This window comes from Lactococcus petauri, from assembly GCF_023499275.1.
Lineage (GTDB): Bacteria > Bacillota > Bacilli > Lactobacillales > Streptococcaceae > Lactococcus > Lactococcus petauri.
On the sequence record NZ_CP094882.1, the window covers coordinates 1,876,407 to 1,890,596 of the forward strand.

The 14,190-nt window shown below is 37.8% G+C and carries 12 protein-coding genes and 1 riboswitch; of the genes, 6 read left to right on the forward strand and 6 right to left on the reverse strand.

Translation table 11 applies throughout. The features are described from left to right. Positions 1-55 precede the first annotated feature (55 nt). Positions 56-3,166, reverse strand: coding sequence for a DEAD/DEAH box helicase (locus tag lgb_RS09100; RefSeq protein WP_019293634.1), 3,111 nt, complete (start codon positions 3,164-3,166; stop codon positions 56-58). Positions 3,167-3,727: 561 nt separating this feature from the next. Between lgb_RS09100 and lgb_RS09105 the strand changes: the two genes are divergently transcribed. Further along, positions 3,728-5,068, forward strand: a complete 1,341-nt coding sequence (locus lgb_RS09105) for an amino acid permease (protein ID WP_019293635.1) — start codon at positions 3,728-3,730, stop codon at positions 5,066-5,068. A gap of 73 nt (positions 5,069-5,141) precedes the next feature. Here lgb_RS09105 and lgb_RS09110 read toward each other — a convergent pair whose 3' ends face one another. Both lgb_RS09110 and lgb_RS09115 read right to left on the reverse strand, forming a co-directional pair. Further along, positions 5,142-6,086: a serine hydrolase domain-containing protein gene (locus lgb_RS09110; protein ID WP_019293636.1), complete on the reverse strand. Its 945-nt coding sequence runs from the start codon at positions 6,084-6,086 to the stop codon at positions 5,142-5,144. After that, a complete protein-coding gene (locus lgb_RS09115; protein WP_019293637.1) occupies positions 6,083-6,859 on the reverse strand; it encodes a CppA family protein in 777 nt (258 codons plus the stop codon). The genes lgb_RS09110 and lgb_RS09115 overlap by 4 nt, the downstream gene beginning before the upstream one ends. A gap of 77 nt (positions 6,860-6,936) precedes the next feature. Here lgb_RS09115 and lgb_RS09120 point away from each other — a divergent pair, with 77 nt between their 5' ends. The 4 genes from lgb_RS09120 (at position 6,937) to lgb_RS09135 (ending at position 9,407) form a co-directional block, all read left to right on the forward strand. Beyond that, positions 6,937-7,725: a CPBP family intramembrane glutamic endopeptidase gene (locus tag lgb_RS09120; RefSeq protein WP_019292254.1), complete on the forward strand. Its 789-nt coding sequence runs from the start codon at positions 6,937-6,939 to the stop codon at positions 7,723-7,725. A gap of 34 nt (positions 7,726-7,759) precedes the next feature. Then, a riboswitch (TPP riboswitch) is annotated at positions 7,760-7,858 on the forward strand. A 55-nt stretch (positions 7,859-7,913) separates the two neighbouring features. Beyond that, a complete protein-coding gene (thiT, locus tag lgb_RS09125) occupies positions 7,914-8,450 on the forward strand; it encodes an energy-coupled thiamine transporter ThiT (protein WP_019293638.1) in 537 nt (178 codons plus the stop codon). A 12-nt stretch (positions 8,451-8,462) separates the two neighbouring features. Beyond that, complete coding sequence (locus lgb_RS09130) at positions 8,463-8,942, forward strand: aminoacyl-tRNA deacylase (RefSeq protein ID WP_019292256.1); 480 nt, start codon at positions 8,463-8,465, stop codon at positions 8,940-8,942. A 108-nt stretch (positions 8,943-9,050) separates the two neighbouring features. Beyond that, a complete protein-coding gene (locus tag lgb_RS09135) occupies positions 9,051-9,407 on the forward strand; it encodes a DUF3397 domain-containing protein (RefSeq protein ID WP_019292257.1) in 357 nt (118 codons plus the stop codon). 70 nt (positions 9,408-9,477) lie between these two features. On the opposite strand, the gene lgb_RS09140 is transcribed toward lgb_RS09135, so the two are convergent. Beyond that, complete coding sequence (locus lgb_RS09140; protein WP_003133281.1) at positions 9,478-9,693, reverse strand: YdbC family protein; 216 nt, start codon at positions 9,691-9,693, stop codon at positions 9,478-9,480. A gap of 48 nt (positions 9,694-9,741) precedes the next feature. After that, positions 9,742-11,007 (reverse strand): UDP-N-acetylglucosamine 1-carboxyvinyltransferase, encoded by a 1,266-nt coding sequence (locus tag lgb_RS09145; protein ID WP_019292258.1) that lies wholly within the window; start codon positions 11,005-11,007, stop codon positions 9,742-9,744. Between the two features lie 232 nt (positions 11,008-11,239). Between lgb_RS09145 and lgb_RS09150 the strand changes: the two genes are divergently transcribed. After that, positions 11,240-11,959, forward strand: a complete 720-nt coding sequence (locus tag lgb_RS09150; RefSeq protein WP_019293639.1) for a hypothetical protein — start codon at positions 11,240-11,242, stop codon at positions 11,957-11,959. A gap of 103 nt (positions 11,960-12,062) precedes the next feature. Here lgb_RS09150 and lgb_RS09155 read toward each other — a convergent pair whose 3' ends face one another. Then, entirely contained in the window at positions 12,063-14,156 is a 2,094-nt protein-coding gene (locus lgb_RS09155) for an ABC transporter ATP-binding protein (RefSeq protein WP_019293640.1), read from the reverse strand. Positions 14,157-14,190: the final 34 nt, after the last annotated feature.

Genomic DNA, 14,190 nt, shown 5'->3' on the forward strand with positions numbered 1-14,190 from the left:
TTCTTAGGTAAGTGTTTCAATTATTATTATATCGCATTTTCAGTGATTTTTAAAGTTATAGTCCCAAAATTTCTCTGATTTCTGCTTCGCTGAGCGTCTTATCAATCACATCACCGTCTAAAACATTTGCAATCAAATCTTTTTTACGTTCCTGAATCTCCATGATTTTTTCTTCAATCGTTCCTTGTGTAATCAAGCGAATGACTTCAACAGTACTCTTTTGCCCCATACGATGAGCTCTTGCAATGGCTTGTTCCTCAACCGCTGGATTCCACCAGAGATCGACCAGGATAACAACATCAGCACTTGTAAGGTTCAGACCTACACCACCTGCTTTCAGTGAGATGAGAAAAGCATCACGACTTCCAGCATTAAAGGCTTGCACCATTTCTAACCGTTCTTTGACTGGAGTAGAACCCGTTAGCTTATAAGCTGTGAGGTCCAATTTTTCCATGGCTTCTTCAATGTAAGGGAAGGTTTTGGTAAACTGTGAGAAAATCAAAGGGCGATGACCAGATGCCTTGACTTGCTCTAAAAGCTCCATCAAACTGTCTAACTTCCCAGAACCACCTTCATAGTTATCCATGAAAAGTGCCGGTGTATTACATATTTGACGGAGTCGTGTGATTCCTGCCAAAATTTCAATACGTGATTTCTTAAGACTCGCACTGTCCATTTGACGGACAGATTGTTGCATCAATTCCAATTGTGCTAAGTATAAGAGCTTTTGCTCTTCAACCATGTTATTGCGTAAGGTCATTTCCATCTTATCAGGCAACTCTGTCAGAACTTCTTCTTTTTTACGACGCATAATAAATGGATGGATAATACGGGCAATAACTTCTGGCGACATCTTATTAAATGTTTCCCGTTTTGGTAAAAAGCCAGGCATGACCACTTGGAAAATAGCCCAAATTTCTTCTAAGCGATTTTCCAACGGCGTTCCTGATAAAGCAAAAGTATGCTCAACATTCAGTTGACTAAGTGCTCTATTTGTTTTACTGCTGTAGTTTTTCACAGCTTGTGCTTCATCCAAGAGAAGATAGTTAAGCTTCTTGTCTTGATAATCATCGAAATCCTTAAGGAAACTTCCGTAACTTGTAATATAAACTTGATGTTTCCCGTGAATCAAAGCATCACGATCGGCCTTCATCCCATCAACAACCACATAATCTACCGTGTCCGTAAATTGCTCAAACTCACTGGCCCAGTTGTAAATAAGGCTGGCAGGAGCAGTGACTAAGGCTGTTTCATCTTTTTTTAGATTTGATAGTAAATAGGTGATTGCTTGTACTGTTTTACCCAGCCCCATGTCGTCTGCCAACACACCTCCTAAGTGATAGTGCGTTAACATAGACATCCAACGAACTCCTGTTTCCTGGTAACTTCGCAGCTCTGCTTTGACATGCTCAGGTTTTTCGTAAGGGAAGGTTTCTGGGTGCGTTAAGTGTTCATAGAAGGCTTTAAATTCATTCGAAAAATTGCTACTTGAAATATTTTCAAATATTTTAGAAACTTGGAAGCTACGTGTCACATTGACTTCTAAGCTCGTTCCACTAATAGTAAAATTATCATCCAGTTCTCGTAAAGCCGATTTCAACTCACTGAACTTCTGGTCAAAGATAAATAATTTTCCGTTTTCACTGACATAATATTCCGCATTATTTTGCAGTTGTGCAATAACATTTGCAAATTCATTTTCGCCGATGCTTGGCATTTCAAAGGCGATATCCAACAAGCCTCCTCGACGATCAATCATGATTTCCGGCACTTCATCGACTTTCATATCCATTAGTCCAGGAGACAGTTTTACTTGACCTAATTTCTGGAATTGGGGCAAAATTTTAATAAAGAAAGTTTCTGCAAATTGTGCCGAAAGCGTAACAGAACTTGTAAAAGAACGTGTGAAACCAAAACGAGCCATGAGCGTAAATATCTTATTTTCTAGGCGTAAGTCTCTTGAAAACTCGAGTGTTTCTAATTCATGGAAGTGTTCCACTTTAAAATTTCCATAATCAAATTGAACCGAAAGTTCTATATTTTGTCCATCAGGATTAGCAAAGTTAAAAATCGGTGTAAAGGGGCGAATAACAAAATTTTCAGGAGCTGAGATTTGACCTAAACTAGAAAGTTGTTGCAGTGCTTGTGCTACTTTGTCCTTATCCATATATGAAAATTGATTATGTTTTACACCCTCAAGTTCTTTTTGAACCAGCTGTAACAACCGTTTTTGTTCATGGTCAACCTTATAAAAGACATGATTATAATATAAAAGAGAACCACTGTAAAAGGAACTGAAAGCATTATCTTCGATTTTTAGCTCAATAAAGTCTCTTTGGCTTGTCACACTAAATTTAAAAATTTCTGAATCCTCGTCAAGAGTAACGAAGGTGAAATAGTTAACCAATGCACCTGATAATCTCAAGCTAAAACGTGACAAGTTAGAAGCCAAATCCATTGCCTCTTCAATAAAAAGATAAGGGAAGTTGAGGTAACGTCCATTTTTAATATATAGTTGATTGGCCATTTGGGCATCAAGTTTGCCATGTATTTTAAGCAAGAAATTCAAAAAGTCTTGACTGGCTTCATCGAAATTATCAAAAAAGAGATCAACATAGTGAAGAGCACCAAGCGAATATTGTCCAAAGTTTTGCAATGTTCTCAAAAAATATGGAATATCCTTAATCACATAAGCCCTACCTAAACGTTCGCTATATAAGCGTAAGTCAAAATACATGAAGTAATCCATAGAAAAAACATCATAGAGTTGTGAATTATCTTCAACATGTACTTCAATCGAAAATTGCTCTGCTCCGAAATTAACTTGTGTTTCCCCATTCAAGGCATCTAAAAAGGCAGCGTTGGCAGCCAATTCATCATTTGCCACTAGCTCAATCTTTTCTATATTTTTTTTATCGTCTTCGATTTCTTTATTTTCATTCTTGAGGTATTCTTCTACTGCAGCAATGTGCTTACAATAGCGATGATTACGCTGAAAATCAGCACAAGAACAATAGTCCTGCGCTCCATCCATATCGTAAATTACTTGTTCTCCTGCAACCTCTGCAGAAAGTTTAAAATCTTCTATTGACGGATCAATTAAAAGCCCCTGACTATACAGGGCTATTCCTTCACTGCGTACACGTGCTGGCATCATTCTGCTCATTTTATCTTTATCCTATTTTTGATGCCTTTTTGCACCAACTCTCCGTCTATTTTTTCTTCTAAATCCCTTTAAAATGTGCATACATTATACCATATTTGGCTAATTTTTTCACGAATGTCCTAATAAAAAACGTATGTCCATCTTCAATAAAAATTTTCTCTAAAACTTAGTTCCTTCAGTGTAAGTCAATGTAAAAACCTTTTGACATAAAAATTTTTTAAGTCCACTTTTAATTTTTTAATTTGTGCAAAAATTTGAATTTTTGTATTATTTGTATTATACTTTACACTATTAAAATAAAGAGGCTCAAAAAATGATTAACGCTTATCACACAGTTTTGTTGTTGATTATGGGCTCACACTAAGTACTGTAAAGTAAAGGTGTGAGTCCTCTTTGGCGTTGGTCAAAAAGGGGCAAAGAGATGTCCCTTTGGGCATCTTTTTTTAATTTATTTTTAACGATTATTGCTACTCAAACGTGACAATAAAATGAGAGGAGACTTAATTTGACTTAGAATTTTAAATTAAAAATATTTATTTTTATAACGAGAGGAATTTATAATTGGAAAATAATCAAAATTTACAAAAGAGAATGGCAACACGCCATATCACTATGATTGCTCTAGGTGGAGCAATTGGGGCTGGACTCTTTAAAGGGAGCGCTTCCGCTATAGAATCTGCTGGTCCTGCTGTCCTTCTTTCTTACTTTATCGGAGGCGTGGTTTTATTCTTCGTGATGAAGAGCTTAGAAAAATTAGTTCTCAGCTCGGATGAACCACATGGCCTTTCAGGTTTGGTTCAACCTTATCTGGGTAACCATGCGGCCGACTTTACCGACTGGGTGTATTGGTCACTTTGGATGATTAATATTATTGCCGAAGCTGTCGCTGCTGCTAGCTTTATACAGCTTTGGTTTCCTAATATCCCTTCATGGGCTTTTGTCTTACTCATCGCTATCCTAACGTCACTTATTAACCTACTGTCAGTAACATTCTTTGCCGAAACAGAATACTGGCTTGCTTTTATCAAAATCAGCGTTATCATTCTTCTTATTATTTTTGGTGTCATTTTAGTTGCACAAAACATTTTTAATACCAACTTGATATCTGCATTTTCAGGGATGACAAAATATGGTGGCTTTGCGCCACACGGACTTAAAGGCGTTATCAATTCTTTATTGATTGTTATCTATTCCTACGGTGGTTCTGAACTCATTGCCATTACTGTTAGTGAGACAGAAGATCCTAAAACTGCTATCCCACGCGCTATCCGAGGCGTTATTGGACGTATCATTTCTTTTTATATCGTCCCAATGTTCCTCTTGCTCCTTATCTACAACTGGAACGACTTGGCAACATCAACAATGAGCCCGTTTGTCATGGTCTTTAACAAAATGCATATTCCATTTGCTGCAGACATCATTAATTTCATTATTATTCTGGCGCTCTTTTCTTCAATCAACTCTGGCATTTATGCCTCTTCAAGAATTTTATTCTTCCGCTTAAAAAATCATAAAGGGAAGTTTTCGCAAAAAATCGCTACTTTAAATAAAAGCAAGGTTCCTCAAAGAGCTGTGCTCTTCTGCTCTGGGACATTGTATATTGGTGTTGTTCTTTCTTACTTCTTAGGAGACAGCTTATTCAACTATCTCGCTGGTTCTTTATCTTACACTGTCCTTTTAGTTTGGTTCTTAATTAGTCTTGCAGGCTTCTTATTAGCGCGTAAGACCAAAGCTTTAGGTACCATGAGCATGAGTCTTATTGCTCTTATTGCTTTGTTATTGATTTTCTTTGGTATCCTTACTACTAATCCTGTTGGAGTAACCCTCTTTACCGCACTACTTTACTTTATTATATTGATCAGTTATCGGAAAAAGAACGATCCTGTAGACAATATCAGTTAAGAAATATTAAACATTTTCCTTTTTAAAAGGAAAATGTTTTTTTATGTGGTAGTAAAAAAAGCTGACAGGACTGTCAGCTTAAATTTTTTATGAGTATTTCAATCAATACATCGCGATCTGCAATCCATTGTGCCCGCTTATCTTTCAGATGCACACGATTGGATAAGAAAATCACCGCTTTTTTTGCTTCCAGATTCATCAGGATGAAAGTTCCTGTGTAACCTGTGTGTAGCAACCATTGGTCATGTATGAAGTCCCAAGCTAAACTTCTTGGACGTTGACCCGCTGCAAAATTTTTCTGTAGGTCCAAATATTTTGTGTCTGAAAAATAACCTTGAACAAATTTCACCAAATCATTCATCGGTGCAAAAAGCCCTGCTGATCCACAATGTTTTCCTAACACTTTTGCTTTTGGATCATGAACTGTTCCCACTCTCGTATCTAGACTTGTGGGTACAGCATTGGTAACAGGACCAAAAGATGTGGCAGACATGTCCCATTTTTCAAAAACCTCTGCTTTAAAAACTACGTCTAAAGATTTCCCATAAAGCTTTTCAAGCATAAAGCCCAACAAAATAAAGTTAATATCTGTGTAGTGACAACTTTTGTCTTCCGTTACCTCGATATGGTCAATCGCCTCTTTTAAACCTTTAAAATCGAACTTATCACGGTTTTCAATAAACGGATTGATACCTGTTGTATGAGTAAGAAGCTGTCTCAAAGTGATGCTCTCATCATGAAAATCAGGATAATAATCCGTAAACGGAGCATCCAGACTTAACTTTCCTGATAAAACGAGGTTAATGACTACTGTTCCTGTACCTACAACTTTTGAAACGGAAGCTAAATCCCATTTTTTCCCTGCAACCAATGGTTCGACTTGTGGAAGTATTGCTTGATTGCCTCGAACAAACTCTTGAACCTTTGTTCCTTCTACAATAGCAATCTGGCAGCCTGGGAAAATTGCTTCTGCCACATAGTCATCAATTGTCGCTAAAAATTCTTCTTCACTTTTCATAGGCCTTGTTTTGTAAACCAAAGTTCCATGTGGTGTGGGATGTCAATAGCCAATGTCTTTGCTTTTTTATCCAGATACAATTTTTCATCAGGTAAATCATCTGCAAACTGAGCCAAATCAAAAGATGGCGACACTTGAAAACGTAAAAGCATCAGATCTAGCTTTTCATCCATATTAGCTGTCAAGTCAGGTCCATCATTTTGACAAAAGACCAGATGCAAGCCAGCAAGATCTAAAAGATTCCCTTGCGCTTTTACACCAAGAATTTTTTCGTACTCTGAAATAATAGACTTTTCAGCAATATTAATTTGCACCTCTTTAATAGCGAAATCGGATAATCCTGTAAATTCTCCCTCATCAAAGTCAACTTCAGATTTAGCAACTTCCGTTAAGTCTGACCAATCATTTACAGATACCATCAGAAAAACATCACTTTCTGGAGAAACAGCTTCAAAAGCCCAACTGTCTTTTACCTGATAAAGATGTGTGACTTGGTCCAGATTACGCGCTAAAAGCTGTTCGATTTCATCCTCATCAGCTTGGATGACTGTACGTCCATGTTTTTTCACACCTTGAACTGGAACTACACCTGGTGATTCCTCTAAGATTAACCTTGGTTGCTTTGCTGCATAACCAGATAAAAAAACTTCTGCATTTTCTTCGTGCAAGACTTTCATGCCAAGCACATCACGATAAAAATTTAAATTTTCTTCGCGATTGAGTACACGGTAGCCTGGTAAGCAAACTTCTAAATTATTTATGAATTCTTTCATTCTGATTCTCCATTTATCTTCTTATATTTTATTAAAACTTATACAAATTATCAATGATTATATGTTAGAATTGTTCTATGATTAAATTTCGAGACCTTATTAAAAAACCTTGGACCTGGACAATTCTTCCTGCTCTTCTCTTTGCCCTTCCTTTTTCTTTACGGGCTGGTTGGGGGCAATGGTTAGGACTCAGCCTCCTTCTTTATCTAATTAGTTTAATTTTTACTTATAAAAAATCAATCTGGCTTGCTTTCTTTGTACTTTCTTTATTGCCAAGTTTTGCTACGTCACTCATGAGCCAATTGCATTCTGGAAGAGCTTTTTCTTCTCTTGACCAAGTGATCTTTTTTATGATTTTCTTTATTGCTCTTGGCTTATCTTACTTTCTTGCTCGCCGCCGTAATATTATTCCACCGATTGCTATCAAAGAATTTCCCTTGGGCAAAATCGCCCTCGGATTTGGTGCGCTTTTCTTAGTTTCACTCTGTGTCAACATTTTAGCACAGGCGCTTGGTTTACACGCAAGTACAGAAAATCAAGAGGCATTGAATAGTCTCGCCCAGGTTATTCCTTTAGGCATCTTTGCTGTCCAAACGATTTTTGCCGGTTTCTTTGAGGAACTCACTTACCGTGTTGGCCCTTTCGAAGTTCTCTTCACAAAAAATAAATTTTTAGCTTTCATGACAGCAGCTCTGCTTTTTGCAGGTATGCACAGTCCAACAGATCTTTACAGTTGGCTTGTTTATGGCTCAATGAGTCTGGTGTTAACCACATTCTATTTTAAATACCGAAATTTTTACCTCAATATGGCCATTCATATGGCTTGGAATTTTCTGGGAATAAGTATGACATTTTTGCTAAAGTAAACATCTTATGGTATATTAAGATTGTAAAATTAAAAATTTGCACAATGGGTGCTCTAAGGGAAACCAAGAGCTGAGAAACACCATTTGACCTGATCTGGTTAGTACCAGCGTAGGAATGTGTTTGTATAGGGGACTGCTGTCTTCAATTCTCTCTAACCCTCCTTTGTGCCAACAAAAGGAGATTTTTTATGTCTAATTCTAAAGTTTTAGAACTTACCGAAACAGCTATTGCTGCTGCATTAGCTCTTGTCTTGAGTTTCATCTCGATAAACTATGCTCAAGTTTTTTATCTTGAGCTGGCAGTTATTCCCTTACTGGTCTTAGCCTTGCGCCGCGGCGTCTTTTGGGGCATGACAGGCGGGCTAGTATTTGGCCTACTTCTGATTGTATTAGGTCAAGCTACTATCTTGACTCCAGTACAGGCCTTGCTTGAATATATTGTTGCACCGATTTCTCTTGGTTTAGCTGGTGTTTTGCGCAAAAAGGACTCTAGCCAAACACGTACAATCTTTGCTGTAGCTTTTCTCGGCGTTCTTATCAAATATTTTTGGCACTTTGTCGCTGGTGTTATCTTTTGGGGACAATATGCTTGGAAAGGCTGGGGAGCTATTCCCTATTCATTTGTTGTCAATGGAATAAGTGGAATTGCGACTGCGGCTCTTGCTTCTCTAGTCCTTGTTCTGCTCTCCAAGAGTGCACCTCAGATTTTTCAAGCGAAAAAGTGATATAATGAACGCATGAGCAAGAAAAAGAAACTGAAAAAAACATTAGTTGAACAAATTCTGGACAAAGGTCAAGTCAATCATGAAGGGCTTGCTCTCAATGCTTTAGAAGCAGAGCTCATGCCTGAAGACATCCAACGTCGTGACATTTATAAAACGCTCGCACTTATAGGAGATAAAACAGGTCCAATCGTAGGGATTCTTCCTCTGACAGAGCATCTTTCTGAAAAGAAATTAGCAAAGGTCTCTGGAAATAAGAAGGTCCACATGATTCCTCAAAAAGATTTGCAAAAAACCACTGGATACATCCATGGTGCTAATAATCCTGTCGGTATCTGGCAAACCAAAAGGTTCCCTATCTATATCGATACCATCGCACTGGATGCAGATAAAATCATTGTTTCTGCCGGTGAAGTCGGCCGTTCTATACGCCTCAATCCAAAAGAACTCGCAACTTTTGTACAAGCTGAATTTGCTGAAATTCGTGAAATTTAAATAAAAAGGAAAGCTTAACTATGGCTTTTCTTTTTATTTTTACATCTCGATTTATTGTTCCGACAAATAACACTTTACAAAAGTACCCAAAACCGCTAAAATTAAGCTATGTTACCTAAGATTATTGCCACTTTATATCCGCTTCTCAGCTGGATCGTATTGGTTTTCGCTTTTAAATTTTTACGTATTCGCCACTTGACTAATCGAAAACTTCGCATTCCTGATATTTTTGTCCTCTTTTTAATTTTTGGACTCCAACTTTTTTCAGAGCAATTTACTGCTATCAATATTTTGCCTTACTACTTTTTGATTCTTTCCTTCTTAGCTCTCGTCTTGTTGCTATTGGATTTGTTCTATTTTAAAGACTTCAAATATAAACGTTTCTTTAAGCTTTTTTGGCGCATTACTTTTGTGATTACTTTTGCTCTTTACATCGCTATGATTGTCATGATTTACATGCATTGATAAAAGAACCATACTAATGGTTTTTCTTTTTATATATGATTCATAAAAAAAACCAGAAAAACTGGTTTTTTTATTTGTTTCCGAGTTCTTTCAAAAGAACAGCAAATTCTTCATCTGTCAGCGTAATTCCCTTGCCCATCTTTTCATGGTCGGGCGACCACTGGCGCAAATCATACTTAGCTTCCATGCCATTCCATGACACGCGGTTAAGCTCTTTTGTCCAGCCTTTAGCATTTTCAGATAGAGTAATAAGATGCTCCTCAATTTCAAATTTTAAATCAGCCATATACACCTCCTATATTAATGATACGTAAAAAGTGTTAACTTTTCCCAATTAATCTTCAATAAGTTGAATATCAACACCTAAAGCCGTCATTTTTTCTATGATACTATCGTAACCTCGAAGAATAAATTCAATATTTTCAATCGTTGTTGTACCTTCGGCGATAATACCAGCCAAAACTAAACTTGCTCCTGCACGCAAGTCGGTAGCACGAACATGAGCACCTTGAAGCTTATTAGGTGCTTCATAAATAATATGATCATCTACAGTTGAGATTGTAGCACCCATACGTGCCATTTCTGGCACATGATTGACACGTTTTTCATAAATCGTATCCTTAATCCAACCACGGCCTTGTGCTTTCAGTAATAACGGTGTGATTGGTTGTTGTAAATCAGTCGCAAAACCAGGGTAAGGTACTGTCTTAATATTGATAGCTTTTAAGTTTTCTGAGCGATGAACCTCGATAGAGTCCTCACGAATGGTCATGCGTACACCCATTTCTTCAAGTTTAGCAATAAAAGATTCTAAGTGTTCGTAGATAACATTGTCAACGATGACACCGTCTCCCATAGCTGCAGCCAAAGCAAGATAAGTTCCTGCTTCAATACGGTCAGGAATGACCGTATGACGTGCACCGTGCATTTCTGATTTTCCTGTAATACGAATCACATCTGTGCCAGCCCCACGTACCTTTGCGCCCATGTTATTCAAGAGTGTAGCCACATCAATAATTTCTGGTTCACGTGCTGCATTTTCAATAATGGTTACACCTTCTGCTGTACTCGCTGCAAGCATTGTATTAATTGTTGCACCTACAGAAACCATATCCATATAGATGGTTGTGCCATGTAATTTTTCTTCTTTAGCTTCAAGGTGCATGGCATCTTCAAGGTAAGATAACTCTGCTCCTAAAGCTTCAAAAGCTTTAACATGAAGATCCATAGGACGTGGACCTAAATCACATCCCCCGGGCAAACCAACTGTTGACTTCCCAAAACGACCAAGAAGTGCTCCATTAAAATAATACGATGCACGCAAAGAGTTTATCTTACCATAGGGCAATGGCTTTGAAACAACGTCACGTGTATCAATCGTCAAAATACCCGCATCAGTATCACGTTGAATTTTTGCGCCCATGATTTCCATGATATCAACCAAACTTGCAACATCTGAAATATCGGGAACGCCTTCAAGTGTAACAATATCGTTAGCTAAAATCGTTGCCGGAATAAGGGCAACTACACTATTCTTAGCTCCAGAAATCGTTACCTTCCCTGAGATACTTTTACCACCATTGATTACTATTTTTTTCATAAATTTATTACTCTATCACTTATTGTTTTATTTGAGACATGAAATACATGTACCCTCTATTCTACCATTTTTCCCGTCTTTTGAATAGATGAAAAGCATCCTTTTTTCTCCGCAGATCTTCATCTATGACATGTATTCATTTATCTGTCTAAAATCTCATTGTATATTATTATTTAACATTAGAAAAAAATGATAATATAACATTAGACACAAAAAATAAAGAAAGGGATAAATGATGAATTTTTCACTCAAAACTTCTTTCATCCCAAACAAAAAGAAAGCAACCTTTTTTAAAGCAAATTATTTTTTCAATATTAATAATGACATGCTCAACCATTTGGAACGTGCTCAAATAAATCCAGTGCCTTTTCTTAATGAAGCAGATTATCAAGCTTATAATAAAATAATAAGTGCTGAAGGGAAATGGATTGGCATGAGCTCGGAACTCCTTCCTAAAAGTCAAAGCTATTCTCTCAAGAACAAAACCTTAAAGCTCCCCGGCTATACCTTTGAAGGATGGGCTAAAGTCCGTAACCGTCACAATGTACTTGCTCACCCCCAATCTCAGGAACAAGCCCAACTGTATGCTGGACCAACTTCAGTTATTCATCGCACCAGAGTCTATAATCCCAGCTTCCTCTGGAAACCTCAAGAAAAACATCACTTCGAGCCTATTGGGCAAATCTATGACTTTCATGCACAATGGACACCAATCAAATATCCTGTACGCTACAGCGCTAAAACGATTTGGAATGAACCACTTGAGTGGGACCATCCTGAAGGTATGCGAAGCATTGAACAAGGCTACATCTCACCAGCCAAAGTCAAATTACCTCACTATCACTTTGTCGGCTGGCAAGTAGAGGATGCTCCCTTAAGCAAAGAGCAGCTAATTATTCCTGCTGGTATTGGTCCTGTCGATATTATCGCTATTTTCGAGCAAATATCCTGATTCAGTATGATCAGCACTTTCCCTTATTTTAGGAAATCTTGACCACATTAAAAAAACGCTCGTTAAAGCACGAGCGTTTTTTATATTAAGATACTTCTTAATTTTATTCAAAGACAAATTGGTTGTGATAAAGCTCAGAGTAGAAGCCACCAAGATTTACAAGCTCATTGTGGTTTCCTTCTTCAATAACTTCACCGTCCTTAAGAACAACAATTTTATCTGCATTAAGTATTGTTTTCAAACGGTGGGCAATAACAAATGAAGTACGACCAGCAATTGCTGCTTCCATAGCCATTTGAATTTGTTCTTCTGTCACCGTATCAACGTTTGATGTTGCTTCGTCAAGAATAAGCAAATCAGGGTTAGTCAAGATAGTACGGGCAATCGAAATTTGTTGTTTTTGACCTACAGAGAAAACATTATCGTCGTCATCCACAAGCGTTTCATAACCATCTGGTAAGCTCTCAATGAATTCGTGGATATGTGTCGTCTTGGCTACTGTGATAACTTCATCCATAGTCGCATCTTTTTTACCAAACTTGATATTGTCCGCAATGGTTCCAGAGAAAAGGACAGATTCTTGCAAGACGATCCCAACTTTTGAACGTAGTGAATCTAAGTCAAATTCACGAATATCGGTACCATCAAACTTTATTCCCCCTTTGTCCACATCATAGAAGCGATTCATGAGGTTCATAACAGTTGTTTTACCCGATCCTGTTGGACCAACCAAGGCAACCATTTGACCTTTGTTTACATTAATGTTGACATCTTTGAGGACCGGCTTGCCAGGAAGATAACTAAAGTCAATATCTTCAATGTGTACACCTTCAGAAATACCTTCAAAAGTTTTACCATTTTCAGGACGTACTTCTTCTTTTTCATCAAACATCACATTCAGACGTGTTGCACCAGTTACCGCAAGTTGCAATTGACCGAAAGATGAAGAAATCTGCATGATTGGGTTGTAATATTGTTGCGCATATTGGATAAATGTAGCAAGCAAACCAAAGGCTGCAGCAGTTGATAATGAAGCATCATTAAGGAGGATATTAGCACCTGCAAAAATAACCAAAGCCAAAGTCAAGAGGGAGAAGCCATTCATCAATGGGAAAATCATACCTGACCAAGCTTGAGCTGCGAAGGTTGTTTTACGTACTTTATCATTACGTACTTCAAAACCTTCGATTGCATCTGCTTGAAGTCCTTCAACGATAATCGCTTTTTGCCCAGAGATTTTTTCATCCATATAAGCATTAAGTTCGCCGACTTCTTTTTGTTGTCTATCCGTGTATTTCTTAGCTTGAATAATGATAATCACAGCGCAGAGAACGGCCACAGGAGTTGTAGAAATTGTCACTAATGCCATCTTGACATTTTGGTCGAAAATCATATACAAAATCCCGATAAACAGGGCAAAGTTAGTGGTAACGTTCACTGCTGCTTGATTCAATGTGTTTTGAATATTATCCAAGTCTGAGGTAAAGCGGGCGAGAATATCTCCATCCGCATGACGGTCAAAATACGAAATTGTTAGGCGTTCCAACTTACCAAAGAGACCTTTACGCATACGGTTTGTTGAGTGTGCAACGATACGTGTAAAGAGCAAGCTATAGATAAGTTGCGCAATACCTGTCATCACGTAAAAAGCAAGTAGCATCCACATTGAACGCATAAAGTCAGCCTTGCTTGGTGCATGTGATGTAGCTACCTTCATCAAGTCAGAAATTGACTGACCGTTAAGGTTAGCACGAATAGCTTCTGGAACATTGGCATCTGTAAGCTGGTGCCAATCAGTCGGAATCTTAGCCATGGCTTGAAGACTATCAATTGTTGTTCCTGAAGGAAGGTTAAAAGTTACCGCAGTTGGTACATTAGCAGATGTCAGACTATGCCAATCAACCACTTGTCCAGTAGCTTTCCCCATTTGCGCAGCAATCTGCTGCAAGGCGTCCTGAGCTTGGTTTGCTCCTGCCGCTATTTGTTGTAAACCTTTCATCGCTTCATCAGCGTGTTGATGACTAAAATAATCACCAACGTAAGTCGAAAGATGTGTGATAGAATCCCCGAGAAGTACGGGCGCTTTAACTTGCAGATAAGTAGCCGCAATGATAAATATCGCAATCACGAGGAATTGTAATTTATATTTTTTGAAGTAGAGATAGAAGAACTTCAATGCACGAGATGTATCATTCATAATCTTTTTTCATTTTCTTGTTTTTCATAAACAA

Coding starts and splice junctions, on each gene's coding strand:
- lgb_RS09155 (WP_019293640.1), bottom strand. CDS start 14,156: ATGAATGATACATCTCGTGCATTGAAGTTCTTCTATCTCTACTTCAAA.
- thiT (WP_019293638.1), top strand. CDS start 7,914: ATGTCTAATTCTAAAGTTTTAGAACTTACCGAAACAGCTATTGCTGCT.
- lgb_RS09145 (WP_019292258.1), bottom strand. CDS start 11,007: ATGAAAAAAATAGTAATCAATGGTGGTAAAAGTATCTCAGGGAAGGTA.
- lgb_RS09110 (WP_019293636.1), bottom strand. CDS start 6,086: ATGAAAAGTGAAGAAGAATTTTTAGCGACAATTGATGACTATGTGGCA.
- lgb_RS09150 (WP_019293639.1), top strand. CDS start 11,240: ATGATGAATTTTTCACTCAAAACTTCTTTCATCCCAAACAAAAAGAAA.
- lgb_RS09120 (WP_019292254.1), top strand. CDS start 6,937: ATGATTAAATTTCGAGACCTTATTAAAAAACCTTGGACCTGGACAATT.
- lgb_RS09140 (WP_003133281.1), bottom strand. CDS start 9,693: ATGGCTGATTTAAAATTTGAAATTGAGGAGCATCTTATTACTCTATCT.
- lgb_RS09135 (WP_019292257.1), top strand. CDS start 9,051: ATGTTACCTAAGATTATTGCCACTTTATATCCGCTTCTCAGCTGGATC.
- lgb_RS09100 (WP_019293634.1), bottom strand. CDS start 3,166: ATGAGCAGAATGATGCCAGCACGTGTACGCAGTGAAGGAATAGCCCTG.
- lgb_RS09115 (WP_019293637.1), bottom strand. CDS start 6,859: ATGAAAGAATTCATAAATAATTTAGAAGTTTGCTTACCAGGCTACCGT.
- lgb_RS09130 (WP_019292256.1), top strand. CDS start 8,463: ATGAGCAAGAAAAAGAAACTGAAAAAAACATTAGTTGAACAAATTCTG.